The organism is Pseudomonas frederiksbergensis (assembly GCF_035751725.1).
Taxonomy (GTDB): Bacteria; Pseudomonadota; Gammaproteobacteria; order Pseudomonadales; family Pseudomonadaceae; genus Aquipseudomonas; species Aquipseudomonas frederiksbergensis_A.
The window spans coordinates 1,550,385-1,576,482 of record NZ_CP142104.1 but is presented as its reverse complement, the minus strand read 5'-3'; the positions used below and the strand labels follow the sequence as shown (position 1 = coordinate 1,576,482).

General features: G+C 61.8%; 27 protein-coding genes. 14 read left to right on the top strand and 13 right to left on the bottom strand.

The genetic code is table 11. The features are described from left to right. Positions 1-5 precede the first annotated feature (5 nt). The 3 genes from purN to VQ575_RS06935 all read left to right on the top strand — a co-directional run bounded on the left by purN (position 6) and on the right by VQ575_RS06935 (position 1,846). Positions 6-656, top strand: coding sequence for a phosphoribosylglycinamide formyltransferase (gene purN, locus VQ575_RS06945; RefSeq protein WP_039591945.1), 651 nt, complete (start codon positions 6-8; stop codon positions 654-656). An 8-nt stretch (positions 657-664) separates the two neighbouring features. Next, entirely contained in the window at positions 665-1,378 is a 714-nt protein-coding gene (locus tag VQ575_RS06940) for a DUF3108 domain-containing protein (RefSeq protein WP_030142402.1), read from the top strand. 273 nt (positions 1,379-1,651) lie between these two features. Then, the gene (locus VQ575_RS06935) at positions 1,652-1,846 is read left to right on the top strand and encodes a hypothetical protein (protein WP_039591911.1); all 195 of its coding nucleotides are present in this window, start codon (positions 1,652-1,654) and stop codon (positions 1,844-1,846) included. An 80-nt stretch (positions 1,847-1,926) separates the two neighbouring features. On the opposite strand, the gene VQ575_RS06930 is transcribed toward VQ575_RS06935, so the two are convergent. The 5 genes from VQ575_RS06930 to cysM all read right to left on the bottom strand — a co-directional run bounded on the left by VQ575_RS06930 (position 1,927) and on the right by cysM (position 8,011). After that, on the bottom strand, positions 1,927-2,466 hold the full coding sequence (locus VQ575_RS06930; RefSeq protein WP_039591910.1) for a DUF2058 domain-containing protein: 540 nt from the start codon (positions 2,464-2,466) through the stop codon (positions 1,927-1,929). A 26-nt stretch (positions 2,467-2,492) separates the two neighbouring features. Continuing rightward, the gene (gene mazG / locus VQ575_RS06925) at positions 2,493-3,326 is read right to left on the bottom strand and encodes a nucleoside triphosphate pyrophosphohydrolase (RefSeq protein WP_039591909.1); all 834 of its coding nucleotides are present in this window, start codon (positions 3,324-3,326) and stop codon (positions 2,493-2,495) included. 64 nt (positions 3,327-3,390) lie between these two features. Continuing rightward, the gene (gene relA, locus VQ575_RS06920) at positions 3,391-5,637 is read right to left on the bottom strand and encodes a GTP diphosphokinase (RefSeq protein WP_030142406.1); all 2,247 of its coding nucleotides are present in this window, start codon (positions 5,635-5,637) and stop codon (positions 3,391-3,393) included. Positions 5,638-5,738: 101 nt separating this feature from the next. Beyond that, positions 5,739-7,109, bottom strand: a complete 1,371-nt coding sequence (gene rlmD, locus VQ575_RS06915) for a 23S rRNA (uracil(1939)-C(5))-methyltransferase RlmD (protein WP_198725472.1) — start codon at positions 7,107-7,109, stop codon at positions 5,739-5,741. Next, positions 7,109-8,011 carry a cysteine synthase CysM gene (gene cysM / locus VQ575_RS06910; protein WP_045156682.1) on the bottom strand — a complete coding sequence of 301 codons (903 nt, stop codon included), beginning with the start codon at positions 8,009-8,011 and terminating at the stop codon, positions 7,109-7,111. Before cysM ends, rlmD begins: the two co-directional genes overlap by 1 nt. Positions 8,012-8,322: 311 nt before the next feature. Here cysM and VQ575_RS06905 point away from each other — a divergent pair, with 311 nt between their 5' ends. From VQ575_RS06905 to VQ575_RS06890, 4 genes are all read left to right on the top strand, one after another. Further along, complete coding sequence (locus VQ575_RS06905) at positions 8,323-11,073, top strand: response regulator (RefSeq protein WP_039591906.1); 2,751 nt, start codon at positions 8,323-8,325, stop codon at positions 11,071-11,073. A 66-nt stretch (positions 11,074-11,139) separates the two neighbouring features. Next, the gene (locus VQ575_RS06900) at positions 11,140-12,129 is read left to right on the top strand and encodes a 2-hydroxyacid dehydrogenase (protein ID WP_325919348.1); all 990 of its coding nucleotides are present in this window, start codon (positions 11,140-11,142) and stop codon (positions 12,127-12,129) included. A gap of 103 nt (positions 12,130-12,232) precedes the next feature. After that, entirely contained in the window at positions 12,233-12,667 is a 435-nt protein-coding gene (locus VQ575_RS06895) for a hypothetical protein (RefSeq protein WP_039591904.1), read from the top strand. Continuing rightward, a complete protein-coding gene (locus tag VQ575_RS06890) occupies positions 12,667-13,071 on the top strand; it encodes an META domain-containing protein (protein ID WP_039591903.1) in 405 nt (134 codons plus the stop codon). The genes VQ575_RS06895 and VQ575_RS06890 overlap by 1 nt, the downstream gene beginning before the upstream one ends. A 57-nt stretch (positions 13,072-13,128) precedes the next feature. Here the strand turns inward: VQ575_RS06890 and VQ575_RS06885 are convergent, their stop codons facing one another. Next, on the bottom strand, positions 13,129-13,596 hold the full coding sequence (locus tag VQ575_RS06885; protein WP_039591902.1) for a TlpA family protein disulfide reductase: 468 nt from the start codon (positions 13,594-13,596) through the stop codon (positions 13,129-13,131). A 104-nt stretch (positions 13,597-13,700) separates the two neighbouring features. On the opposite strand from VQ575_RS06885, the gene arsC reads away from it, so the two are divergent. The 3 genes from arsC to VQ575_RS06870 are packed head-to-tail and all read left to right on the top strand — an operon-like array spanning position 13,701 to position 15,074. After that, positions 13,701-14,054 (top strand): arsenate reductase (glutaredoxin), encoded by a 354-nt coding sequence (gene arsC / locus VQ575_RS06880; RefSeq protein ID WP_039591901.1) that lies wholly within the window; start codon positions 13,701-13,703, stop codon positions 14,052-14,054. Beyond that, positions 14,051-14,656: an NAD(P)H:quinone oxidoreductase gene (wrbA, locus tag VQ575_RS06875; protein WP_045156686.1), complete on the top strand. Its 606-nt coding sequence runs from the start codon at positions 14,051-14,053 to the stop codon at positions 14,654-14,656. The genes arsC and wrbA overlap by 4 nt, the downstream gene beginning before the upstream one ends. Next, a complete protein-coding gene (locus VQ575_RS06870; protein WP_039591899.1) occupies positions 14,649-15,074 on the top strand; it encodes a DUF2069 domain-containing protein in 426 nt (141 codons plus the stop codon). Before wrbA ends, VQ575_RS06870 begins: the two co-directional genes overlap by 8 nt. Before the next feature lie 44 nt (positions 15,075-15,118). Here VQ575_RS06870 and VQ575_RS06865 read toward each other — a convergent pair whose 3' ends face one another. After that, complete coding sequence (locus VQ575_RS06865) at positions 15,119-15,793, bottom strand: DNA-3-methyladenine glycosylase I (protein WP_039591898.1); 675 nt, start codon at positions 15,791-15,793, stop codon at positions 15,119-15,121. A gap of 68 nt (positions 15,794-15,861) precedes the next feature. Further along, positions 15,862-16,686, bottom strand: coding sequence for a tRNA 2-thiocytidine(32) synthetase TtcA (gene ttcA, locus VQ575_RS06860; RefSeq protein ID WP_039591897.1), 825 nt, complete (start codon positions 16,684-16,686; stop codon positions 15,862-15,864). 395 nt (positions 16,687-17,081) lie between these two features. On the opposite strand from ttcA, the gene VQ575_RS06855 reads away from it, so the two are divergent. Further along, entirely contained in the window at positions 17,082-17,684 is a 603-nt protein-coding gene (locus VQ575_RS06855) for a Yip1 family protein (RefSeq protein WP_039591896.1), read from the top strand. A gap of 159 nt (positions 17,685-17,843) precedes the next feature. Further along, entirely contained in the window at positions 17,844-18,338 is a 495-nt protein-coding gene (locus tag VQ575_RS06850; protein WP_039591895.1) for a SprT family zinc-dependent metalloprotease, read from the top strand. 26 nt (positions 18,339-18,364) lie between these two features. Here VQ575_RS06850 and VQ575_RS06845 read toward each other — a convergent pair whose 3' ends face one another. Together VQ575_RS06845 and VQ575_RS06840 are read right to left on the bottom strand one after the other, a co-directional pair. Then, positions 18,365-19,546 carry a CaiB/BaiF CoA transferase family protein gene (locus VQ575_RS06845; protein ID WP_325919347.1) on the bottom strand — a complete coding sequence of 394 codons (1,182 nt, stop codon included), beginning with the start codon at positions 19,544-19,546 and terminating at the stop codon, positions 18,365-18,367. A gap of 169 nt (positions 19,547-19,715) precedes the next feature. Continuing rightward, a complete protein-coding gene (locus VQ575_RS06840) occupies positions 19,716-21,047 on the bottom strand; it encodes a dicarboxylate/amino acid:cation symporter (RefSeq protein ID WP_039591893.1) in 1,332 nt (443 codons plus the stop codon). A 331-nt stretch (positions 21,048-21,378) separates the two neighbouring features. Between VQ575_RS06840 and VQ575_RS06835 the strand changes: the two genes are divergently transcribed. Further along, complete coding sequence (locus VQ575_RS06835; protein ID WP_325919346.1) at positions 21,379-22,377, top strand: AraC family transcriptional regulator; 999 nt, start codon at positions 21,379-21,381, stop codon at positions 22,375-22,377. Positions 22,378-22,410: 33 nt separating this feature from the next. Here VQ575_RS06835 and VQ575_RS06830 read toward each other — a convergent pair whose 3' ends face one another. From VQ575_RS06830 to VQ575_RS06820, 3 genes are all read right to left on the bottom strand, one after another. Then, the gene (locus tag VQ575_RS06830) at positions 22,411-23,757 is read right to left on the bottom strand and encodes an ATP-binding protein (RefSeq protein WP_039591891.1); all 1,347 of its coding nucleotides are present in this window, start codon (positions 23,755-23,757) and stop codon (positions 22,411-22,413) included. After that, complete coding sequence (locus VQ575_RS06825; protein WP_039591890.1) at positions 23,754-24,431, bottom strand: response regulator; 678 nt, start codon at positions 24,429-24,431, stop codon at positions 23,754-23,756. The genes VQ575_RS06830 and VQ575_RS06825 overlap by 4 nt, the downstream gene beginning before the upstream one ends. A gap of 93 nt (positions 24,432-24,524) precedes the next feature. Beyond that, positions 24,525-25,124 carry a membrane protein gene (locus VQ575_RS06820; protein WP_045156691.1) on the bottom strand — a complete coding sequence of 200 codons (600 nt, stop codon included), beginning with the start codon at positions 25,122-25,124 and terminating at the stop codon, positions 24,525-24,527. A 143-nt stretch (positions 25,125-25,267) separates the two neighbouring features. Here VQ575_RS06820 and VQ575_RS06815 point away from each other — a divergent pair, with 143 nt between their 5' ends. Further along, positions 25,268-26,059, top strand: a complete 792-nt coding sequence (locus VQ575_RS06815) for a dienelactone hydrolase family protein (RefSeq protein ID WP_039591889.1) — start codon at positions 25,268-25,270, stop codon at positions 26,057-26,059. The last annotated feature ends 39 nt before the right edge of the window (positions 26,060-26,098 follow it).

Below are 26,098 nucleotides of genomic sequence, written 5' to 3'. Positions count from 1 at the left end.
AGCAGATGCCTGCAACCTGTAACGTCGTGGTGCTGCTGTCCGGCACCGGCAGTAACCTGCAGGCCCTGATCGACAGCACACGGACCGGCGACAGCCCGGTCCGTATCCGCGCGGTGATTTCCAACCGCGCCGATGCCTACGGCCTGCAACGTGCCAAGGACGCAGGTATCGACACCCGCGTCCTGGATCACAAGGCGTTCGAGGGCCGCGAAGCCTTCGATGCCGCGCTGGTCCAACAGATCGATGCGTTCGATCCGCAACTGGTGGTCCTGGCCGGCTTCATGCGCATCCTCAGCCCCGGCTTCGTGCGTCACTACCAGGGACGCCTGTTCAATATCCATCCCTCGCTGTTGCCCAAATACAAAGGGTTACATACTCACCAGCGCGCGCTGGAGGCCGGAGACACGGAGCATGGCTGCTCGGTGCACTTCGTCACCGAGGAACTCGATGGTGGACCACTGGTCGTACAGGCAGTAATACCGGTAGAGTTGCACGACACGCCGCAAAGCCTGGCGCAAAGGGTTCATGCCCGCGAGCACCAGATCTACCCGATGGCCGTGCGTTGGTTTGCCGAAGGCCGGCTGACCCTCGATGATCGGGGAGCCTCACTGGACGGCCAGTTGCTCGCCGCCAGCGGCCATTTGATTCGATACTAGGAGATTTTATGCGTCGCGCCCTGCTCTTCGCTTGCGCTCTGCTTGCCTTGCCACTGGCACAGGCCGCAGACCTTCAACCGTTCTCCGCCAGCTACACCGCCGACTGGAAGCAGTTGCCCATGAGCGGCACCGCCGAGCGCAGCCTGACCAAGGAAGCCAACGGCACCTGGAAGCTGAGCTTCAAGGCTTCGATGATGATCGCCAGCCTGACCGAAGAAAGCACCCTGACCCTTGACAAGGACACCCTCCTGCCGCAGTCCTATCACTTCGAGCGCGGCGGCCTGGGCAAGGCGAAAAAGGCTGACCTGGATTTCGACTGGAACACCAAGATGGTCACCGGCACTGATCGCGGTGACGCGGTCAAGATTCCGCTGAACCGGGGCATGGTCGACAAATCCACCTATCAGCTGGCGCTTCAGCACGATGTGGCGGCCGGCAAGAAAAGCATGAGTTATCAGGTCGTCGATGATGGCGAGATTGATACCTATGATTTCCGCGTCCTGGGCTCGGAGAAAGTCGACACCAAGGCCGGCCAGATCGACGCGATCAAGGTCGAGCGCGTACGCGACCCGACACAGAGCAAGCGCATCACCGTGCTCTGGTTCGCCAAGGACTGGGATTACCTGCTGGTGCGCCTGCAACAGGTCGAGACCGACGGCAAGGAGTACAACATCATGCTCCAGGACGGCACGGTCAACGGCAAGGCCGTGAAAGGCAGCTGATCCACGCCGATAGCAAGAAGCCCCGCGAATGCGGGGCTTTTTTATACCTGAATTCAGGCCCCCCACAGGATCTGGCGTCCGCTTGACGACATGAAAACTTCTTCATGAACGCCACCTGCGACCGAATGCCGCGCACTACTTGGCCTGCCGGATCGTTTCACTTTTCATGAAAACTTCTTAACGCACCGGGGCATTTACTTAGCACGCTATCCAAACCTATAACAAAGTCCTGCACACGCCTTGCTGCAGATAACAGAGATTGGAGCTTGCAAGATGACTGTGAAAGTAACTGAACGCGACGACGCTCACATGTCCCACGAAGGCATTGCCGCCGGCATCCGGATCTGGGACGTGCATCAACAGGATTTGCTGGTGGGGATGTTCCACTCCGAAACAGACGCCCACAGCTACAAGGCTGAGCTGGAGCGAGAGGAAAGGCAGCGCTTGCGCGAGACCGCGCAATCCTGAACCGCATAAAACACCTGTGGGAGCGAGTTTGCTCGCACCCACAGGTTTCTGTGTTTCAACTCAATGACACTGCGCCCTGCTTACCACATCAAGTCATCAGGAATCTGATAAGCCGCGTACGGATCATCGGCATCCACTTCTTCGGTCTGGGTGTTGAGCTGGACGATGCGCTTGGGGTCGCGCTCCTGAATTTTCAGCGCAGCCTCGCGCGGGATCACTTCATAACCGCCAGCATGGTGGACGATCGCCAGGGAACCACTGCTCAGCTTGTTGCGCATCAGGGTATTGACGCAGATGCGCTTGACCTTCTTGTCGTCGACAAAATTGTAGTAGTCGTCAGTGGTCAGCTTCGGCAGGCGCGAGACTTCGATCAATTGCTTGATCTGTGCAGCACGGGCCTTCTGCTCGGCCTTCTCCTGCTGCTGGCGGTTGAGTTCCTGGTCGCGCTTGACCTTTTCGGCCATGGCTTCCTGCGCCGCCCGCTGCTGGGAATCATCCAGTTCGATCTGGCCTTTGTGGGCCAGGCGCTGCTGTTTCTGTTTCTCTTTGCCGACCTGCTTGGCCTGCTTTTGGTTGACCAGCCCTGCTTTAAGCAACTGGTCGCGAAGGGAAAGGCTCATGGTGCTTACTCACTTAGGCAACGGCCTCAGCCACAGCTGGGCAAATTCTTTTCCTGACGTTTGGCTTCGCCCCACAAGGCGTCCAACTCTTCGAGGGTGCAATCTTCCATGGGACGACGGGTGTCGCGCAATGCCTGTTCGATAAATCGGAACCGCCGCTCGAATTTCCCGTTGGCATCGCGCAGCGCGGTTTCCGGGTCGACCTTGAGGTGGCGAGCCAGGTTCACCACACTGAACAGCAGATCGCCGATCTCGTCGCTGATGGCTGCCGGATCGTTGTCAGCCATGGCTTCGAGCACTTCATCCAGCTCCTCGCGGACTTTGTCGAGCACCGGCAAGGGTCCCGGCCAGTCGAAACCCACCTGTCCCGCACGCTTCTGCAACTTCGCCGAGCGGGACAACGCCGGCAGCGCTCCCGGTACATCATCGAGCAGCGACAACTGTTCGGGGGCCGACGCCTTTTCGGCGCGTTCTTCTGCCTTGATTTCCTCCCAGCGCTGCTTGACCTGCTCTTCGCTCAGGCGCGGGATATCCACGGGTGCATACAGGTCACCAGTAGGAAACACGTGGGGATGGCGACGGATCAGCTTGCGGGTGATGCTGTCGACCACGCCGGCGAATTCGAAGCGGTTCTCTTCCCGGGCCAACTGGCTGTAGTACACCACCTGAAACAGCAAGTCGCCCAACTCACCTTGCAAGTGATCGAAATCGCCGCGCTCGATCGCATCGGCCACTTCGTAGGCTTCTTCCAAGGTATGAGGGACGATGGTGGCGTAGGTTTGCTTGATGTCCCAGGGGCAACCGTACTGCGGGTCCCGCAGGCGGTTCATCAGGTGGAGCAGGTCTTCGAGGCTGTACATCAATCGATCCCGTCACAAAAAAACTGTGGGAGCTTGCTCCCACATAAACCAAGACAACCAGCGCTTAACCCGGCGTCCGGTTACGCCGGGTCTCGATGATGTTCGGCAACTGGGAAATCCGCCCCAGCAGCCGCCCCAGCGCATCCAGCCCCGGAATCTCGATGGTCAGGGACATCAGCGCAGTGTTGTCTTCCTTGTTCGAACGGGTATTGACCGCGAGCACGTTGATGCGCTCGTTCAGCAACACCTGGGACACGTCACGCAGCAAGCCGGAACGGTCGTAGGCGCGGATGACAATGTCCACCGGATAGGTAAGCACCGGCACCGGGCCCCAGCTGACCTGGATGATCCGCTCCGGCTCCCGACCGGCCAGTTGCAGCACCGAGGCACAGTCCTGGCGGTGAATGCTCACGCCGCGCCCCTGGGTGATGTAGCCGACAATCGCATCCCCCGGCAATGGCTGGCAGCAGCCGGCCATCTGGGTCATCAGATTGCCCACGCCCTGGATCTGGATATCGCCGCGCTTGCCTGGCTTGTAGCCGGTGGCCTTGCGTGGAATCAGCTCCAGTTGCTCGTTGCCGCGCTCCGGCTCCACCAATTGTTGGGCGAGGTTGACCAGTTGCGCCAGGCGCAGGTCGCCGGCACCGAGGGCGGCGAACATGTCCTCGGCGGTCTTCATGTTGGCTTTTTCGGCCAGCTTGTCGAAGTCCACCTGCGGCAGGCCCAGGCGACTCAGCTCGCGTTCGAGCAAGGTCTTGCCGGCCGCGACGTTCTGGTCACGGGCCTGCAGTTTGAACCAATGGACGATTTTCGCCCGTGCCCGCGAGGTGGTGATGTAGCCCAGGTTCGGGTTCAGCCAGTCGCGGCTTGGCGTACCGTGCTTGCTGGTGATGATCTCGACCTGCTCACCGGTCTGCAGGCTGTAGTTGAGCGGCACGATCCGCCCGTTGATCTTGGCACCACGGCAGTTGTGGCCGATCTCGGTGTGGACGCGGTAGGCGAAATCCAGCGGCGTCGCGCCTTTCGGCAGGTCGATGGCGTGGCCGTCCGGGGTGAAGATGTAGACCCGGTCCGGCTCGATGTCGACGCGCAACTGTTCGGCCAGGCCGCCAATGTCGCCGAGTTCCTCGTGCCATTCCAGCACTTGGCGCAGCCAGGAGATTTTCTCTTCGTAGTGATTGGACCCGGACTTGACGTCGGTGCCCTTGTATTTCCAGTGGGCGCAAACGCCCAGCTCGGCTTCCTCGTGCATGGCATGGGTGCGGATCTGCACTTCCAATACCTTGCCCTCCGGACCGATCACCGCAGTGTGCAGCGAGCGGTAGCCGTTTTCCTTCGGGTTGGCGATGTAGTCGTCGAACTCCTTCGGAATATGCCGCCACAAGGTATGGACGATCCCCAGCGCGGTGTAGCAGTCGCGCATTTCAGGGACCAGCACGCGAACGGCGCGAACGTCGTAGATCTGGCTGAATTCCAGGCCCTTGCGCTGCATTTTGCGCCAGATCGAGTAGATGTGCTTGGCCCGGCCACTGATGTCGGCTTCGACGCCGGTGGCCTGCAACTCTTCGCGCAGTTGGGTCATCACATCGGTGATGAAGCGCTCGCGATCCAGGCGCCGCTCGTGCAGCAGCTTGGCGATCTGCTTGTATTGGTCGGGTTCCAGATAGCGGAAGGACAAGTCCTCCAGCTCCCACTTGATGTGACCGATGCCAAGACGGTGGGCCAAGGGCGCGTAGATGTCGAAGACTTCCCGGGCAACGCGATTGCGCTTTTCGTCATCGGCGGACTTCACGGCACGGATGGCGCAGGTGCGCTCGGCCAGCTTGATCAGCGCGACGCGCACGTCGTCGACCATCGCCACCAGCATCTTGCGCAGGTTTTCCACCTGGCCCTGGGTGCCCAGTACCATGGACTGGCGCGGGCTGAGACTGGCGCTGATCGCCGCCATGCGCAACACGCCATCGATCAGCTTGGCGACCACGGTTCCGAAACGCTGGCTGACAACCGGAAGTTGGATCTGCCCTTCGCGGACACCGCGATAAAGCACTGCGGCGACCAGCGAATCCTGGTCCAGCTTGAGGTCGGCGAGGATCTCGGCAATCTCGAGGCCCGTCTGGAAACTCGACGTCCCTTCGGACCACAGGTTCTTCGCCGCATTGTGTTGCTGCTCCGCCTCGCGAGCGAACTCGCAGGCGGCCTTCAAGGCCTCGCGATCCAGTGCCGTGTCGATACTGACCGCGTGATCGAGCCAAGCCTCGAGATTGATACTGCCGTCAGTGTTGATCGGCTGGTGTGCTCTCACCTGTACCATCTTTACCTACCTTCCCTACGACGCAGATTCAATGCGTCAACTTCGCTGACCTTCGCTGCCCGTGTTCCCGCCCAGGGCTGTGGCGGGTTGGCACGAGCGGGTCAGTCGGACAAGCCATCCTGGCTCGCTTCAAATAACGCCATGGCCTCGACATGCGCCGTTTGAGGAAACATATCGAGAATCCCGGCACGTTTTAACCGGTAGCCCTGCTTGATCAGTTCGACCGTATCCCGCGCCAAAGTTGCCGGGTTGCACGATACATAAACCAACCGTCTGGCCCCGAGGGATGCCAGCTTGCGCACCACCTCGAAAGCACCGTCACGGGGTGGGTCCAAGAGTACCGCAGAAAAGCCTTCGCCGATCCATTCGGCACCCGCCAATGGCTGGGATAAATCGGCCTGAAAAAAAGCAGTGTTATGCAAATTGTTGCTGATGGCGTTGGCGGCAGCACGCTCGACCATGGTCTGCACGCCCTCCACCGCCACCACTTCGCGCACCTGCCTGGCCAGCGGCAAGGCAAAATTGCCCAGGCCGCAGAACAGGTCCAGCACCCGTTCCTCGGGGCGCGGCGCCAACCATTGCAACGCTTGGGCGACCATCGCTTCGTTGACGGCGGCGTTCACCTGGATGAAATCCCCTGGCCGGTAAGCCAGGTCCAGGTCCCAGGTTTCCAGGCGATATCCCAGGGATTGCCCGGGATCGACCGGTTGCGGCTCACCTTCGCCATGCAGCCACAATTGGGCTTCGTGGAACGCGCAGAAGTCCTTGAGGATCGTCAGGTCGGCTTCCGACAACGGCGCCATGTGGCGTAGCAATACCGCGAGGGACGAACCTGCGAACAATTCCACATGCCCCAGCGCCTGGGGTTTGCTCAAACGTCGCAGCATTTCCGGCAGGCGGCTCATGATCGGCTGCAAGGGCTGTACCAGCACCGGGCAATCACCGATGGCAACGATGTCCTGGCTGCCGGCGGCGCGGAAACCCACGTCGAGTTTTTTCGCCTTCTGGTCCCAACGCACCGCTACCCGGGCGCGACGGCGATAACCGAACTCCGGCCCGCTCAACGGTGCGGCCCATTCATCCGGCTCGACCCCGGCGACCCGCGACAGTTGCTCGGCGAGCATGCGCTGTTTCAGGGCGAGTTGTTCGTCATGGGGCAAATGCTGGACGCTGCAGCCACCGCAACGACCGGCATGGATACACGGCGCTGGGCGGCGCAGTTCACTGGACAGGAACACCCGCTCGGTACGCGCCTCGACCACTTTGCCGTGGGCACCGAGCACCCGCGCCTCGACCTCCTCACCCGCCAGGGCGCCGAGGACGAACCAGGTACGGCCATCGACGAACGCAATGCCGCGGCCGTCATTGGCCAAGCGTTCAATGGTCAGGCGCTGCTTTTTACCGGTGGGCACTTGCGGGGCCCGGCTTCCGCCGCTGGGCTGGAAGCGCAAGCCTCTATCTTGCTTGGCCATCAGTTGGGCGCGTCGAAAATGCCGGTCGACAGGTAACGGTCGCCACGGTCGCAGATGATCGCGACGATCACTGCATTCTCAACCTCCCTGGACAAGCGCAGCATTCCCGCCACGGCACCGCCCGAGGACACGCCGCAGAAGATGCCTTCTTCACGCGCCAGGCGACGGGTCACGTCCTCGGCTTCACTCTGGGCCATGTCGATGATGCGGTCCACGCGCTCGGCCTGGTAGATCTTCGGCAGGTATTCCTGGGGCCAGCGGCGAATACCGGGAATCGCCGAACCTTCCATCGGTTGCAAGCCGACAATCTGGACGTTCGGGTTCTGTTCTTTCAAATAGCGCGACGTGCCCATGATGGTGCCAGTGGTGCCCATCGAGCTGACGAAATGAGTAATCGTGCCGTCGGTCTGGCGCCAGATCTCCGGACCGGTGGTGGTGTAGTGGGCCTCGGGATTGTCACCGTTGGCGAACTGATCGAGCACCTTGCCCCGGCCTTCGGCCTGCATGCGCTCGGCCAGGTCCCGGGCGCCTTCCATGCCTTGCTCCTGGGTCACCAGGATCAACTCGGCGCCGTAGGCCGTCATCGCGGCCTTGCGCTCGGCGCTGGAGTTGTCGGGCATGATCAGGATCATCTTGTAACCCTTGATCGCCGCCGCCATCGCCAGGGCGATGCCGGTGTTGCCGGACGTCGCCTCGATCAGCGTATCGCCGGGCTGGATCTGCCCGCGCAACTCACCGCGAGTGATCATCGACAGCGCCGGGCGGTCCTTGACCGAACCCGCCGGGTTATTCCCTTCGAGCTTGAGCAACAGCGTATTGCTGGTCGCACCGGGCAGGCGCTGCAGGCGAACCAGCGGAGTATTGCCGACGCAATCGGCGATGGTGGGGTACTGCAAAGTCATGGCGTATTCGCAATCCGGGCTGCGGGGGCGCCTATCATACCGGCAAACCCGGCGAGGCCATATCACGCAAAGTAAGGGGATTATGGCTTCTGGGAATAAGCGATTGGCAATCGGATCCCACCCCCGTGGCGAAGGAGCCTGCTCGCCTCGCCACAACGACAACGTCCGGCGCAGAGGCGAAAACCGTGTTTCGTATGCACGGGGACACGAATTTTACGGAGAAGGCTCGCCCGCGAATCGCTACACTGCGCAGGTAATGCGTGCCGGATGCGCGCACAGTTCAATCAGACCGCTGGATGCAGGAGACAAGTGTGCTCAAGAAACTGGGAATCAAAGGCCGTGTGCTGTTGCTGACCCTGTTGCCGACCAGCCTGATGGCGCTGGTCCTGGGCGGCTATTTCACCTGGATGCAGCAATCGGACCTGCACGCCCAGTTACTGCAACGGGGCGAGATGATCGCCGAGCAGCTGGCACCGCTGGTCGCACCTGCGCTGAGCCGCCAGGACATCGAACTGCTGGAGCGAGTCGCCACCCAATCACTCGAGCAAACGGATGTGCGCGCCGTGACCTTCCTGGCCCCCGACCGCGCGCCCCTGGCCCATGCCGGCCCGACCATGCTCAACCGGGCACCGGAGGGCAACAGTACCCAACTGCTGCAACGCACCGGCAACGATGCCACCCGCTACTTGCTGCCGGTGTTCGGCAAGCACCGCAACCTGGCCGGCGAACTGATTCCCGAAGAAGCCGACCGCCTGCTCGGCTGGGTAGAGCTGGAGTTGTCCCACAGCGGCATGTTGCTGCGTGGTTATCGCAGCCTGTTTGCCAGCCTGCTGTTGATCGGCGCCGGCTTGTGCCTGACCGCGCTGCTGGCCCTGCGCATGGGCCGCACGATCAACCGTCCGCTGAGCCAGATCAAGCAAGCCGTGGCGCAGCTCAAGGACGGCCACTTGGAAACCCGCTTGCCGCCGCTGGGCAGCCAGGAGCTGGACGAATTGGCGTCGGGCATCAATCGCATGGCCGGCACCTTGCAGAATGCCCAGGAAGAATTGCAGCACAGCATCGACCAGGCCACCGAGGATGTGCGCCAGAACCTGGAAACCATCGAGATCCAGAACATCGAGCTGGACCTGGCCCGCAAGGAGGCCCTGGAAGCCAGCCGGATCAAATCCGAGTTCCTGGCGAACATGAGCCATGAGATCCGCACACCGCTCAACGGTATCCTCGGTTTCACCCATCTATTGCAGAAAAGCGAACTGACTCCGCGCCAGCTCGATTACCTGGGCACCATCGAAAAATCCGCCGACAGCCTGCTCGGGATCATCAATGAGATCCTCGATTTCTCGAAGATCGAGGCTGGCAAGCTGGTGCTCGACAACATCCCGTTCAACTTGCGGGACCTGTTGCAAGACACTTTGACGATCCTCGCCCCCGCCGCCCACGCCAAGCAGTTGGAACTGGTGAGCCTGGTCTACCGCGACACGCCGTTGTCGCTGGTAGGCGATCCGCTGCGCCTCAAGCAGATCCTCACCAACCTGGTGAGCAACGCGATCAAGTTCACTCGTGAAGGCACCATCGTCGCTCGCGCCATGCTCGAGGAAGAACATGAAGACAGCGTGCAATTGCGCATCAGCATCCAGGACACCGGCATTGGCCTCTCTGCCCAAGACGTACGGGCGCTTTTCCAGGCGTTCAGCCAGGCCGACAACTCCTTGTCCCGGCAACCCGGCGGCACTGGCCTGGGCTTGGTGATTTCCAAGCGGCTGGTGGAACAAATGGGCGGCGAGATCGGCGTGGACAGCACCCCGGGCGAAGGTTCCGAGTTCTGGATCAGCCTGCGCCTGCCCAAGACCCGCGATGATGCCGAGGACCTGCCGGGGCCGCCACTGCTGGGCCGACGCGTGGCCGTCCTGGAAAATCACGAATTGGCCCGCCAGGCCTTGCAGCACCAGTTGGAGGATTGTGGGTTGCAAGTCACGCCGTTCAACACACTGGAGAACCTGACCAACGGGGTCACGGTTGCTCACCAGACCGACCAGGCCATCGATCTGGCGGTGCTGGGCATTACCAGCAATGAGGTGCCACCGGAGCGTCTCAACCAGCACATCTGGGATCTCGAACACCTGGGCTGCAAGGTCCTCGTGCTCTGCCCGACCACCGAGCAGACGCTGTATCACCTCTCCGTTCCCAACCCCCACAGCCAGTTGCAGGCCAAGCCGGCCTGCACACGCAAGTTGCGGCGCTCGCTGTCCGATCTGGTCAACCCGCGTCCACCGCGCAACGAACCCAGCGAACCGGTGCCCAGCCGCGCCCCGAAAGTACTGTGCGTGGACGACAACCCGGCCAACCTGTTGCTGGTGCAGACCCTGCTCGAGGACATGGGCGCGCGGGTGCTGGCGGTGGAAAGCGGCTATGCCGCGGTCAAGGCCGTGCAAAAGGAAACCTTCGACTTGGTCTTGATGGACGTGCAGATGCCTGGCATGGACGGCCGCCAGACCACCGAGGCAATTCGCCAGTGGGAAAGCGAGCGGCACTGCACGCCGCTGCCGATTGTCGCCCTCACCGCCCACGCCATGGCCAACGAGAAACGTGCCTTGCTGCAAAGCGGCATGGATGACTACCTGACCAAACCCATCAGCGAGCGGCAGTTGGCCCAGGTCGTGCTCAAATGGACCGGCCTGGCGTTGCGCAACCAAGTGTCGGACCGCGGGCTGGCCGTCCACGGCAGCGGTGAACTGCTGGTGCTCGATCACGAAGAAGGCCTGCGCCTGGCCGCCGGCAAGGCCGACCTGGCCGCGGACATGCTGGCGATGCTGCTGGCCTCCCTGGAAGCCGACCGCGAAGCGATTCGCCAGGCCAGCGAAGCCAATGATCACCATGCACTGATTGAGCGGGTCCATCGCCTGCATGGTGCCACGCGTTATTGCGGCGTACCGCAATTGCGCGCCGCCTGCCAGCGCAGCGAAACCCTGCTCAAGCAACAGGACCCCAAAGCGGCAGAGGCCCTAGAAGATCTGGAGCGCGCCATTGATCGCCTGGCCGAAGAGGCACGCGTCAGCGCCTGACCCAGGGCAATGGTTACCGGCGCAAGGGCTGCTAGGCTGGTTCCATCCCAACGCCAGGAGGCCGTCATGCGTGCCATTCTTTTCAGCAGCCAGAGCTATGACCGCGACAGTTTCAGCAGCGCGCCTTTACCCGCAGGCCTGGCGCTACAATTTCAACCCGCCCGCCTGAACCTGGACACCGTGGCCCTGGCCGAACGGCACGAAGTGGTCTGCGCCTTCATCAACGACGACCTGAGCGCCCCGGTGCTGGAACGGCTTGCCGAGGGCGGCACGCGACTGATCGCCTTGCGTTCGGCCGGCTACAACCATGTGGACCTGCCCGCCGCCAAACGCCTCGGATTGAGCATTGTCCGGGTACCGGCCTATTCGCCCCATGCCGTGGCCGAACACGCCGTGGCGCTGATCATGGCCCTCAACCGATGCCTGCATCGCGCCTGCAACCGCACCCGGGATGGCAACTTCAGCCTCAACGGGTTGACCGGTTTCGACCTGGTGGGCAAGACCGTCGGGGTGATCGGCACGGGCCAGATCGGCGCAACCTTCGCCCGGATCATGGCCGGTTTCGGCTGCCAGTTGCTGGCGTACGATCCGTTCCCCAATCCCCGTGTCGAAGCCCTGGGCGCTCGCTACGTGTCCTTGGAAGATTTGCTGGCACACGCGCAAATCGTCAGCCTGCACTGCCCGCTCAACGAACAGAGCCGACACCTGATCAATGCCCGTTCCCTGGAAACCATGCAGCGCGGCGCGATGTTGATCAACACCGGCCGTGGCGGCCTGGTGGAAACACCGGCCTTGATCGAGGCGCTGAAGAGCGGTCATCTGGGGTATCTGGGGCTCGATGTCTATGAAGAAGAGGCCCAGCTGTTCTTCGAGGACCGCTCCAACCTGCCTTTGCAGGATGACGTACTGGCGCGGCTGCTGACCTTCCCCAACGTTGTGGTCACCGCGCACCAGGCGTTCCTGACTCGCGAAGCATTGGCGGCGATTGCCACCACCACCCTGGACAACATTGCGGCCTGGGCGGCCGGCGCGCCGCAAAACCTGGTGGATAGCTGAGTCAAACCTCCCATAGCGGATGCAGTTTCGTCGGCCGATCTTTCATCGAGTCCATGCCCAAGCCATGCCCCGTGCTAGCATGTCGCGCCTATTTGGAGGACCCATGGCCGAACACGATTTCCGCTACACCCTGATGAACCCACAGCACACCTTGACCGAGGTCCGCGCACTGGCGCCGGGCCGTTACCAGGTCACCGGCAATGGCGGTTCGATCCAGGCCAACGACGTATTGCTCGTGACCCTCAAGGGCAGCAAGGACCTGTCCATGCGCCTGACCGTGGACACCGTCCGCCATTTGCTCAAGCCGATGGGCCAGTGGACCGCCATGACCACCGGCCCGGTGTTCGGCGAACTGGCGATCCACACCTGGCAGGTCGATTGCGACCGCTGCGCCAAGCAATTGAGCTTCGAATTCGCCGTCGATGCCAAGCTCGGCACCAAGGCCCAGAAACCGGCCGCCAACGCGCGCATCGCCGAGCTGGGCTGGAAAACGGCTGGCGAGAAGCATCTGTGCCCTCAATGCCAGGAAGCCGCTTGATGAAAGGCCTGGTCCTGGCGGCGCTGATCGGCGCCGGCCTGATGGGTTGCGCCAGCGAGCCGGTGCAGCTGCAACAAAACCGCAGCTACATCCTTGAATGGATCGGCGAGCGGCCATTGATGGACTACAGCCACCTGACCATCACCCTCGGCGATGATGGCCGAGCCTATGGCAATGCCGGCTGCAACCACTGGTTCGCGCCTTACACCTTGAAGGGCGACCGGCTGAGTTTCGGCAAGATCGGCAGTACCCGCAAACTCTGTTCCCCGGCGGTCATGGAACAGGAGACGCGTTTCTTGCGGGCGCTGGAGAAGGTCGAACGCTGGGACGTCTCCCCCATCGAGCAGATGCGGTTCTGGCCGGCCCAGGGCAAGCCGCTGCGGTGGTGGCTGGAAGAAGGTTGAGGCCAGGCCTGACCAAGCAGTGGCGAGGGAGCTCGCTCCCTCGCCACAAAAGCCCCACTATTTCAGCGCCTGCAACGCCTCGAGCTTCGCCATCACCGCCGCCGCCGTCTGCTCGCCCAGCAGTTGCTCGCGCACCTTGCCCTGCTGGTCGATGATGTACGTCACCGGCAATCCTTCGCTGCGAGGAATATCGAAGAATTCGGCCGGGTCCTGGGCCAGGACGCTGAAGCGAATCCCCATCTTGTCGCTGGCGCTCTTGAGTTCTTCGCCCTGCACCTGGTCGAAATTGACGCCGAACACGCCCACGTTGCGCCCCTTGAGCTGTTCAGCCAGCGCATTGAATTCCGGAATCTCAGTGCGGCAGGGTGCGCACCATTCGGCCCAGTAATTGAGGACCACCCATTGCTTGTCCAACCGTTGCGAAGCAATCGGCTGGCCGTTCTGATCAACCCCGTAGTCGTTTCCGCAGCCGGCGAGCAACAAAATGCCGATGAATGTCAGTGCCGCCGCCAATCGCCTTGTCATGTGTCGTTCCTTGTCTGAAATATGAACGCTGGGTGCCCATCAGGTGCTAGGCGCCGCGGTGCACAGTAGAATAGCCGCCACCTTACGCAAGATGCGACCTGCTCATGACCGACCTGACGCTTTATCACAACCCGCGCTGCTCGAAATCCCGCGGTGCGCTGGAACTGCTGGAGGCCCGTGGCCTGGCGCCCACCGTGGTCCGTTATCTGGAAACCCCGCTCGATGCCGCGCAGCTGAAGCGCTTGTTGGGCAAGCTCGGCATCAGTGCGCGGCAATTGCTGCGCACCGGCGAGGACGAATACAAAACCTTGAACCTGGCTGACCAGAGCCTGAGCCAGGACGACCTGATTGATGCCATCGCTGCCCACCCGAAGCTCATGGAACGGCCAATCCTCGAAGCCGGTGACAAAGCCGTGATCGGCCGTCCACCGGAAAAGATCCTGGAGATCCTGCCGTGACCACGCCGTACATCCTGGTGTTGTATTACAGCCGCAGCGGCTCCACCAACGAAATGGCCAGGCAGATTGCCCGTGGCGTCGAGCAAGCCGGGCTGGAAGCCAGGTTGCGCACGGTGCCGGCGATTTCCACGGAATGCGAAGCGGTGTCGCCGGATATTCCTGAGCAGGGCCCACTCTACGCCACGCTCGATGACCTGAAGAACTGCGCCGGCCTTGCCCTGGGCAGCCCGACCCGATTCGGCAACATGGCCGCGCCGCTCAAGTACTTTCTCGACGGCACCAGCAACCTGTGGCTGACCGGCGCCCTCGTGGGCAAGCCGGCCGGCGTGTTCACTTCTACCGCGAGCCTGCATGGCGGCCAGGAAACCACGCTGTTGTCGATGATGCTGCCACTGCTGCATCACGGCATGCTGATCACCGGCCTGCCCTACAGCGAATCGGCCTTGATCGACACCCAGGGTGGCGGTACGCCCTACGGCCCGAGCCATCACGCTGGCGCCGACGGTAAAAGCGGCTTGAACACGCATGAAGTCGAGCTGTGCCGAGCGTTGGGCCTGCGCCTGGCGAAAACCGCCCTGCTGCTGGAGAACGGCCGTGGCTAAGAAGCCGAAAATCCTGCCCCCCATCCAATGGCTGGAACCGCGCGTACGCATCGCCCGTGTGCTGAGCCTGCTGTGCTTTTTCGGTTTGGTGGGGTTGCTCAGCGCGTATTACCTGCTGGTCGCCGACCTGCACGGCGCGCGCCCGTGGGTCATCCTGCTGATCGAGTTGGTGCCCCTGCTCATCCTCGCGCCGGGCATGCTCAGCGGTAGCCCACGCGGGCATTCCTGGATGTGCTTCGTGGTCAATCTCTACTTCATCAAGGGAGCGCTGGCCGCCTACGATCCGAACCGGCATGTGTTCGGCTTGCTGGAGATGGCAGCAAGCGTTGCGGTGTTCTGCTCGGCGTTGCTGTACGTGCGCTGGCGGTTTCAGTTGAACCGGCGGTTGGCGGGAGAAGGCGAACCCTGCGTCGCCTGATAGGCCACCATCGCGAGCTTGCTCGCGATAGTGGCAACCCGGTCTCAATGATTCACGGTGTAAGCCAGCATCATCGAAATCTGCGACATCGGTCGACCGCCACTCTCTTCATGCCACTGGTTGAAGGCATTCTGCACCGTTGCCAGGTCCCGCAGGCTGCTGGGGACCTTGTCGATGATGTCCTGGGCGTTGAGTGCCGCCACGACGTCGTAACTGGGCACAAAGGTGTCTTTGCCCATCATCCGCAAGAAGCGCGGCGCCGACAGGCCGCCCAGTTGATGGCCGTGCTTTTTCAGGTAGGTCCACAGGCCGACAATGTCGGTCACCGGCCAGTCGGCGATCAACGCACCGAAGCTGCCCTTTTCATGGGCCACGTCCAGTATCAACTGCGCGTTGCGAGGCACGCTCTTGAGCTTGCCCAGGTGGCGGATGATCCTGGCATCCTGCATCAGCCGCTCCAGGTGCTCGGCGCTCATCAGCACGACTTTCTCCGGGTCGAACTTGAAGAACACCTCTTCGAAGGCCGGCCACTTGGCGTCCACCAGGCTGTGCTTGAGCCCGGCGCGGAACACCCGCAGCGCCAGGGTCGAGAGATAGCGGTCATCGCTGATTTTGCGCAGTTGCGCCGGAGTCTTGGGTACAGGCAGGTGGGCTTCCAGTTCAGCCGCCGAACCGAAGCGGTTCAGACAATACTCGTGCAGCCACTTGTAATCGCGCATGCCCTCTCCCATGGGTTAAAAATAAAAACGGCGCTCTCAAGCGCCGTGAATAGCTATCGCTGAAATCGTCAGAGGTTCACCACATTGACGAATCGCGGCGTGGCGTTTTCGTCGATGCGCAGGTTGGTGAAGTCGAACAGGTTGCGGTCCGCCAGTTGCGACGGGATGACGTTTTGCAGGCCGCGGAAAATGCTCTCGGTACGCCCCGGGGTCTTGCGCTCCCATTCCTGGAGCATTTCCTTGACCACCTGGCGCTGCAGGTTTTCCTGGGAGCCGCACAGGTTGCAGGGAATGATCGGGAACTGCTTGAAATCGGAATAGGCTTGGATGTCTTTCTCATTGCAATAGGCCAACGGGCGAATCACCACGTTGCGCCCGTCGTCGGCCCGCAGCTTGGGCGGCATGGCCTTGAGCGAGCCGTTGTAGAACATGTTGAGGAAGAAGGTCTCGACGATGTCGTCGCGGTGATGACCCAGGGCCATCTTGGTCGCGCCGATCTCGTCGGCGAAGGTGTAGAGCGTTCCGCGGCGCAAGCGTGAGCACAGCGAACAGGTGGTCTTGCCTTCAGGAATCAGCTCCTTGACCACCGAGTAGGTGTCTTTCTCGACGATATGGTATTCAACGCCCAGCGACTCCAGGTAGGCCGGCAGCACATGCTCCGGGAACCCGGGCTGCTTCTGGTCCATGTTCACCGCGACGATCTCGAACTTGATCGGTGCAACCTTCTGCAAATGCATCAGCACGTCGAGCAAGGTGTAGCTGTCCTTGCCGCCAGACAGGCAGACCATCACCTTGTCGCCGTCCTCGATCATGTTGTAGTCGGCGACCGCCTCACCGGCCAGGCGGCGCAGGCGCTTTTGCAGTTTGTTCTGGTTGACCGTAAGAGTGCCCATGACGCGAAATCCGTGAGGTGTGACGAAAGGCGGGCATTTTACGCAAAAAATATGTGCCATGGCACGACCCTTTGTGCCGAGGGGGCTTGCTCCCGCTAGGTTGCGAAGCGACCCTCTGGGGTGGTGCTGTTGGCGTCTGCTTCGCAGCCGAGCGGGAGCAAGCTCCCCCGCCACAGGAACATTTGCCTGGCGTAAGGTTCAGCGCACAGATCACGCCGCGATTAACCCGCTTCGTTACAGCGCGATTTGCTCTAAGCCGCCCATCCCCTTGGCGCCCACTCCTTTCTATACTGCGGCATAAGGTCGCACACACTTACAGACCTTAACTTACCCGGCCACTTGGCCCGTAGGCGCTCCGTTGGGGGGCGATGGCAATAACAAAGGAGTGACTGACTATGATCCATCATGTCGTGGGGCTCTTTACCCACCCTGATCAAGAATGGAAGGAAATCCGTGGCGATCAGGAGGAAAGCATCAGCCACATGTACCTCACCCACACGCTGATCCTTGCGGCCATCCCCGCGGTCTCGGCGTTCATCGGCACTACTCAGGTGGGATGGGTCATCGGCAATCGTCCACCGGTCATGCTCACCCAGGAAAGCGCGCTGTGGATGACCATCATGTCGTACCTGGCGATGCTGGGCGGCGTAGCGGTGATGGGGGCGTTCATCCACTGGATGGCACGCACCTATGACGCCAACCCGAGCCTGGCCCGCTGCGTCGCGTTTGCCACCTACACCGCGACACCGTTGTTCATCGGCGGCCTGGCGGCGCTCTATCCCCACATGTGGCTGGGGATGATCGTCGGCACCGCAGCGATCTGCTACACGGTCTATCTGTTGTACGTGGGCCTGCCGACGTTCATGAACATTCCCCAGGACGAAGGCTTTCTGTTTTCCAGCTCGGTGCTCGCCGTCGGCCTGGTCGTGCTGGTGGCTATCATGGCGTTCACCGTGATTGTCTGGGGGCTGGGCGTTGGTCCGGTCTACACCAATTGAAGGATTGAGGTTCTCCAACAACAAACGATCTGCCATCACAGGCCGCCGCAAGGCGGCCTTCCTCTGTGCCTGGACCCGTCGAGGCGACCACTGGGCGCCTCGACGATTCGCAACGGCCAGCGCTTGCGGCATACTCGCGTTTCTGGAGACCCGTAAAGCATGCTCGAGCAACTCAATACCCGCGTCGAAGAGTGTTACCAACAAGCCGAATCCTTTTTCAAACGTCCTTTCAAACGCCCGGTGGTCAGCCTCAAGTTGCGTGGCCAGAAGGCCGGTGTCGCGCACCTTCACGAAAACCTGCTGCGCTTCAATCCACAGCTGTACCAGGAAAACGCCGAGGACTTCCTCAAGCAGACGGTAGCCCACGAGGTCGCGCACCTGATCGCCCACCAACTGTTCGGCGACCGCATCCAGGCCCATGGTGAAGAATGGCAACTGATCATGCGCGGGGTCTACGAGCTGCCGCCCAACCGTTGCCACACCTACGAGATCCAGCGCCGCACCGCGACCCGCTATATCTATAGATGCCCTTGCGACGGCAGCGATTTCCCGTTCACGGCGCAACGCCATCGCCTGGTGCGCCAGGGGCGGCGATATTTGTGCCGCAGTTGCCGCAATACGTTGGTGTTCAGCGGGGAGACCAGGGTGGAATAGCAGGCTTTTGGATGTCTGGGCTGGCCTTACAAAATCACATTGCCATCGCGCAACTGGGCAATCCGCTCATCACTGAACCCCAACTCCCCCAGCACCTGGTCCGTATGCGCCCCCAAGCTCGCGCCGATATGCCGCGGCTCGGGCAGCCCTTCGGAAAACTTCAATGGACAGGCGATCTGCGGCTGTCGCGAGCCATCGCCACGGGGCACTTGCGTGACCAGTTCCCGAGCCTTCAACTGGGGATGCTCAAGCGCCTCGTCCAGCCCCAGCACCGGCTCGACGCAGGCATCAATTCCGGCAAACATGCTGCACAACTCGGCAAAATCATGTTTTTCGAACTCGGCTTGCAGAGCCAGCTTGAGGGCGTGTTGCTGTTCAGGCTTGGGCGAAAGCCCCTGGCCCGCCAGCTCCGGTCGCCCAAACGCCGCGCAGAGCGCCTGCATGAACGCCGGCTCCAGGCTGCCCACCGCCATCCACCGACCATCACGGCTGCGGTAATAGTCATAGAAGCTGCCGCCGTTGAGCACATGGTTTTCCCACCCAGGCGTCATACCGCAAGCCAGGTAACCGGCGCCGGCCAGTGCGTTGAGGCTGAATGCGCAGTCGGTCATGCTCACATCCAGGTGCTGGCCCAACCCAGTCTGCTGACGGGCGATCACCGCCGCCAACAGCCCGATCACCCCGTGCAATGAACCGCCAGCGATGTCCGCCGCCTGGATCCCCAGCGGCAACGGGCCGCTGCCGGCACGGCCGGTGTGGCTCGCCAAACCCGCCAGGGCCAGGTAATTGATATCGTGGCCGGCGCGCGCCTTGTAGGGACCGGTCTGGCCGTAGCCGGTAATCGAGACATAAATCAGCCTCGGATTGATCGCCTTCAAGGCTTCATAGCCCAAGCCCAACCGCTCCATCACGCCGGGGCGGAACTGTTCCAGGACGATGTCATGGTCGTTCAGTAGCTGCCTGATGATTTCCAGCGCCTCTGGTTGCTTGAGGTCCAGGGCCAGGCTGCGCTTGTTGCGGTTGAGATACGCATGGCTGGCTGAGACGCCCTGGTCATGGGGCGGCAGGATCCGCAGCAGATCCGGACGGTCTGGCGATTCGACCCGCAGCACCTCGGCCCCCATGTCCGCCAGCAACAGCGAGGCGAACGGCCCCGGCAGCAGGGTCGAAAAATCCAGTACCTTGAGCGATGCCAGTGGACCTTGCATGGAAAGATCTCCGCCTTGATATGCATCCAAGCCTAGGCAGCGGCTGGCGACGGAGCAATCACCAGGGGGGTCGTTCGGGCTGACAAATCCGCTCATGGCGAAGCCTCTTCATCCAGATTGCGCCCACTAAAAAACCCGCCGAAGCGGGTTTTTTATTGCAGGCTGAAGCTTACTTGGTTGGCAGAGCGCTTTCTGGCGCGGCAACCGCGTCGTCGTCTTCGCGCACGTCGGAGATACCGCGACCACCGGAAGCCAGTTCGGTCTGCAACTGGTCTTCGTCCAGCTCCTTGACCCACTTGGCAACCACGATCGTGGCGACGGCATTACCCACCAGGTTGGTCAGGGCGCGGGCTTCGGACATGAAGCGGTCGATACCCAGGATCAACGCCAGGCCGGCAACCGGCAAGGTGCCCACGGCCGACAGCGTGGCCGCCAGCACGATGAAGCCGCTACCGGTTACGCCGGCGGCCCCCTTGGACGACAGCAGCAGTACCAGCAACAGGGTGATCTGGTGAGTCAGGTCCATCGGGGTGTCGGTGGCCTGGGCGATGAACACCGCGGCCATGGTCAGGTAGATCGAAGTACCGTCGAGGTTGAACGAGTAGCCAGTCGGGATGACCAGGCCCACCACGGACTTCTTGGCGCCCAGGCGCTCCATCTTGATCAGCATGCGTGGCAGCGCCGATTCAGAAGAAGAAGTACCCAGCACGATCAGCAGCTCTTCACGGATGTAGCGAATCAGCTTGACCACGCTGAAGCCATGGGCGCGGCAGATGGCGCCCAGCACCACCAGCACGAACACTACGCAAGTGATGTAGAAACAGATCATCAGCTGGCCCAGTTGCACCAGCGAACCGACACCGTAGGCGCCGATGGTAAAGGCCATGGCACCGAACGCACCGATCGGGGCCAGCTTCATGATCATGTTGATGATGATGAACATCACGTGGGCGAAACGGTCGATGAAATCCAGCACCGGTTTGCCGTACGAACCCAGGCGATGCAGGGCGAAACCGAAGAGCACCGAGAACATCAGCACTTGCAGGATGTCGCCGTTGGCGAACGCACCCACGATGGTGTTCGGGATCACGTTGAGGATGAAGGCGATGATGCTCTGGTCTTTACTGGCACTGATGAAACCGGCGATCTTGCTGGTGTCCAGGGTCGACACGTCGATGTGCATGCCGGCGCCCGGTTGCACGACGTTGACCACGACCAGGCCGATCAGCAGGGCGATGGTGGAAACGATTTCGAAGTACAGCAGCGCATAGCCGCCGGTCTTGCCCACCGACTTCATGTTCTGCATGCCGCCGATGCCGCTGACGACGGTACAGAAAATGATCGGGGCGATGACCATTTTGATCAATTTGATGAACCCGTCACCGAACGGCTTGAGGGCAACGCCGGTCTGCGGGTAGAAGTGGCCGAGCAAAATGCCGATGGCAATGGCTACGATCACCTGGAAATACAGGGATTTGTACAGGGGCTGACGAGTCGTCATGGCAAACTTTCCTCAAAAGTCCCGTGTGACAACATCCACCTGTTGTCCACGACACCTCAATTGCGAACCCTCCTGCACTGGAGGGATTTGTTTTGTCGGCTGCACGCGGCAGACCTGCACAGGGCATCGCAAGGCCCGTGCCATTTTTCAGAAATGCCCTACAACCCGCGTCGCATCACGCTTTTGTTTATTCATCGTCGATTAAACAGGTGGCGAAGGATGGCGGATATCCGCCAAGACGCGGTTTCTCACTCCTGGATTTGGCGGATATCCGCCTTGCCCGGCTCGGACGCCCTGCTACCATCGCCCGCTTAACGGACGGATTTGAGCCATGCGCCAACGCACCATTGCCAGCCACTTCGCCCGCGCAGCCCTGGGCGGGGCGCGCCGGGAAGGGTTTGACTACCTTCCCTTGCTGCAACGATTGGGCATCAGCCAGGAACTGCTCGATGAACCGCGAGCGCGAATCGCCCCGGAGCAGTTCGCCCGCCTGTTGCAAGCGCTATGGGCGGATCTGGGCGACGAGTTCCTGGGATTTGGCCAGGCACCGAGTAAACCCGGGACGTTTGCCATGATGTGTCACACGTTGATTCACTGTCGGACCCTGGGCAAAGCCCTGCAGCGGGGCTTGTTGTTCTACAGCCTGTTTCCCGATGCGCCGAGCCTGACGCTGGAAACCGAAGGCGACCGGGTACGGTTAAGCCTGGACGAGTCGACGCTGCGCGACCCCGATCACTTCCTGGCTGAAAGCCTGCTGGTCATCTGGCATCGCCTCGGCAGTTGGCTGATCGGCCAGCGGATCGGCCTTGAACAGGCGACCTTCAGCTATGCCAGGCCCAGCCATGGCGCGGAATACGATCTACTGTTCCCCTGCCCACTGGTATTCGAGGCCCCCCGCAGCAGCGTGTTGTTCCATGGCCGCTACTTGGAAATGCCGTTGCTGCAGGACGAGCGAACCCTGAAGTATTTCCTCGAACGCTCCCCCGCCGACCTGCTGTCGCGCCCGGACGACGGCCACAGCCTGACCAGTCAACTGCGTCGCCTGCTCAGCCGCGACACGGCGCGCTGGCCCGACCTGGACACCGTCGCCGCGCATCTGCATACCAGCGCCCAGACGCTGCGCCGGCATCTTCGCGAAGAAGGCACCAGCTTCCAGGAGCTCAAGGATCAGTTGCGGCGGGATATCGCCATCTACCATTTGGGGCGCGCGGACCTGTCGTTGCAGCAGATTGCCGAGCAGTTGGGGTTCTCCGAGCCATCGGCGTTTCATCGGGCGTTCAAGAAGTGGACGGGGTTGACGCCCGGGGCTTATCGGGAGCAGGAAAACTGAGCGGTTCCCTCGAACACACCGAGAATATTCCAATCAAACCACCGGAAAATGAATCCGGAACGCCGCCCCGCCCAATTCCGAATCCCCCAGGGTCAACCGCGCGCCGTAGCTTTCGATGATGTCCTTGACCACCGCCAACCCGATCCCCTGCCCCGGATGCTGGCGATCCAGCCTTTCGCCTCGCTGGAGAATCCGCGCACGCTGGTCCGGCGGCACGCCCGGTCCATCGTCCTCGACGCTCAGTTCCGTACCGCCGAGGACCTCCTGCAGGCTGACCCGGACTTCCCCCAGGCATAGCCGGTAGGCGTTCTCCAAGAGGTTGCCGAGCATTTCCAGCAGCGCGCCTTGTTCGATTGGCACCTGGCAATGCTCCGGCAAATCGAATTCGACCTGCACGCGTTTGTCCCGATAGACCTTGTCGAGGGTGTCGCACAGGCTTTGCAGGACCGGGCGCAGGGGCACCTGGTGGCGCACCAGGCCGCTTTTACGCAGGCTGGCGCGCTGCAACTGATAGCCGATCTGCTGGCTCATGCGTTCGATCTGGGTTTGCAGCACCCAAGCCTGACCACGATCCTGCGGCCGCCGGGCCATGTCTTCGCTGACGCCTTGCAGTACCGCCAGGGGGGTTTTCAAGCTGTGGGCCAGGTCATCGAGGGAGTCTCGATAACGGCTGCGCTGCTCGCGCTCGCTGTGCAGCAGGCGGTTGAGGGAGCCGGTCAGGCGCAACAGCTCGCGGGGGTGGGCGGTGCTGAGGCTTTCGCGGGTGCCGGCTTCGATTTCATCCAACTCCTGGCTCAGGCGTCGCAAGGCGCGCAAGCCCCAGGTCAGGCCGATCCACAACAGCGCCAGCAATACCAACAGGGCAGCGCCGAACCCCAGGTAAAGATTGTCCCGCAGCCCTTGCAAGGTGATTTCATAATCGCGCACCGGCTGCAGGGTAACGATACTGAACGCCGCGCTCTGGCCGCCCAGCAGCTTGACCTCGACGTCATAGACGAAGAATTCCTGGCCGTTGTCCTCGCGGATACGAGCGAACTGGTTGCCCTGCCCGTCATAACGCGGCGAGTAATTGATGCGCTCTTCCTGGGTCGCCTTCGACCGCCAGACCAACCGTCCCTCCCGGTCATAGATGTAGCCCAGCAGGCGCGCGTCGGCGAGGTTGTATCGCTCGTCCGGCAACTGCGCCGGCATCTTCAGTCGATTGTTTTCCACCCGGGCGGCGGATATCAGCGTGGTCACATCCGAGGCCAGGCGCTGCTCGATGGATTCCTGCAAGGCCAGGCTGAACGCCCCTTGCATCGCCGGCAACAACGCCAGCATGAACAGCACCGCCAGGGTCATGGCGGCCAGCATCAAGCGCAGTCGAAGCGAACGGATCACTGGCAGCGCTCGTTGAACAGGTAACCCAGGCCCCGCACGGTGTCGATCGGCTTGAAGCCGGCCGGGGCTTCGAGTTTGCGGCGCAGGCGTCCGACCAGTACTTCGATGACATTGGGATCGCGCTCGTCGTCATCCGGGTACAGCTGCTCCATCAAGCGGTCCTTGGCAACCACTTGCTGGTGATGGCGCATCAGGTATTCCAGGATGCGGTACTCGTAGGCCGTCAGCGCCAGCGGCTCTTCGTCGAGGGACGCCTGCTTGCGGTTGAGGTCCAGCTGCAACGGACCGGCGACGATGGTCGACTGGGTGAAACCGCTGGAGCGACGCAGCAGGGCGTTGAGCCGCGCCTCCAGCTCTTCGAACTGGAAAGGCTTGACCAGGTAGTCGTCGGCCCCGGCGGCAAGGCCTTCGACCTTGTCCTGCCAATTGCCGCGGGCGGTCAGGATCAGGATCGGGAAGGACTTGTCCTGTGAGCGCAGGCGGCGAATCAGTTCCAGGCCGCTGATGCCCGGCAGGCCCAGGTCGATCACCGCCAGGTCATGATTGAATTCGCGGACCTGGTACAAGGCTTCTTCGGCATTGGCCACGGCCTGCACCACATGCCCGCTGTCGGTGAGACGGGTTTGCAGGTGATGACGCAACAGCGCTTCGTCTTCGACAACCAATAGTTTCATGGGGCCTCTCCCAGGCGATTCAGAACAGCCATGTCAAACAAGGCGCCGGATCGTCTTGGGCCGACCCGGCTGCACGTTTCCATCTCCTGCCAGCTAGAACGTGTAGTTCGCCGACAGGTAGGTCTGGGCGCTGCTGGTCAGGTCCAGCGAGCCGACCTTGGCGCCATTGTGCGGGCTCATTTCAGTGCTGGCATTGCTGCGCAGGTAACGGTACCCCAGTTCCACCGAGGTGTTTTGCGAAATTTGTTGCAGGACGCCGCCTTGCAAGCCCACCGCATAGCCGATATCGGTGTCGCGGCTGAAACCTGGCGAGTCCTGGGTCAATTTGGTCAGGCCCGCCGTCCCACCCCCGAACAGTTTGGTGCTGCTGGTGACTGGATAGAACACGTCATAGCTGCCCAGCAGGTTTTCCTGGCGCAACTTGATGCCGTTGTGACTGCCCGACACGTTGTCATAGGTGGCGTAGTAGCGACCTTGATCGTTCTGCCGGCCGAGGCGCAGGCCATAGGTGGTGTCCTTGCCGATCACGCCGTCGGCGTTCGGGTTGTTCAGGTTCTGGTCCAGGGCGCTGGACTTCTTGACCTTGTCGCTGGTCTGGCCGAGGGTCAGGCTGGCGAAGTTGTCATCGGCGTGGGCCATGGCGCTGGCACCCAACACGGTGAAGGCCAACAGCAGTGTTTTCATATGGGTCATGATCAGGTTCCTTTTGAAGCGATGGTTGTGTGAAGTCGCCGCCACGATAGCCATTGCTCCCTGAACCCCTCTTGAACGTTCTCTGAACCTGGGCTGAACGAATCGGCTAGTCTGTGTGCACCACTTTTTTAAGGAGATCGATCATGCGCAGGTTGCTTGCTGTTGTACTTCTGGCCTTGACTGGCGCAAGCCACGCCGCCATCCAGACCCAGGAGATTCCCTACACCAGCGCCGACGGCACGAAGCTGGTCGGCTATTACGCCTACGACGATGCGATCAAGGGCCCGCGCCCGGGCGTGGTGGTGGTGCATGAATGGTGGGGGCTGAACGATTACGCCAAGCGTCGCGCCCGTGACCTTGCCGGCCTGGGCTACAGTGCCCTGGCCATCGACATGTACGGCGACGGCAAGAACACCGAGCATCCCAAGGACGCCCTGGCCTTCATGCAGGCAGCGCTCAAGGACGGCAAGGCGGCCAGCGCGCGCTTCCAGGCCGGGCTGGACCTCTTGAAGAAACAACCCCAGACCGATCCGGACAAGCTCGCCGCCATCGGCTATTGCTTCGGCGGCAAGGTGGTGTTGGACGCCGCGCGCCAAGGTGTCCCGCTGGCCGGCGTGGTGAGTTTCCACGGTGCCCTGGTCACCAACACGCCAGCCACCCCGGGAAGCGTCAAGGCCAAGATCCTGGTGGAGCACGGCGCGCTGGACAGCATGGTCACCGAAGACAACGTGACCGCTTTCAAGAGCGAGATGGACAAGGCCGGCGCCAAGTATGAGTTCGTCAGCCTCGACGGCGCCAAGCACGGTTTCAGCAACCCCGACGCCGATCGCCTGAGCCACGGCGAGCATGGCGGGCCAGACATTGGCTACAACAAGGAAGCCGATGAGAAATCGTGGGCGGATATGCAGAAGTTCTTCAAGAAGATTTTTGGCTGAGAACACTTCATTCAGCTGAAAAAATGTTGTTTTGGTGGC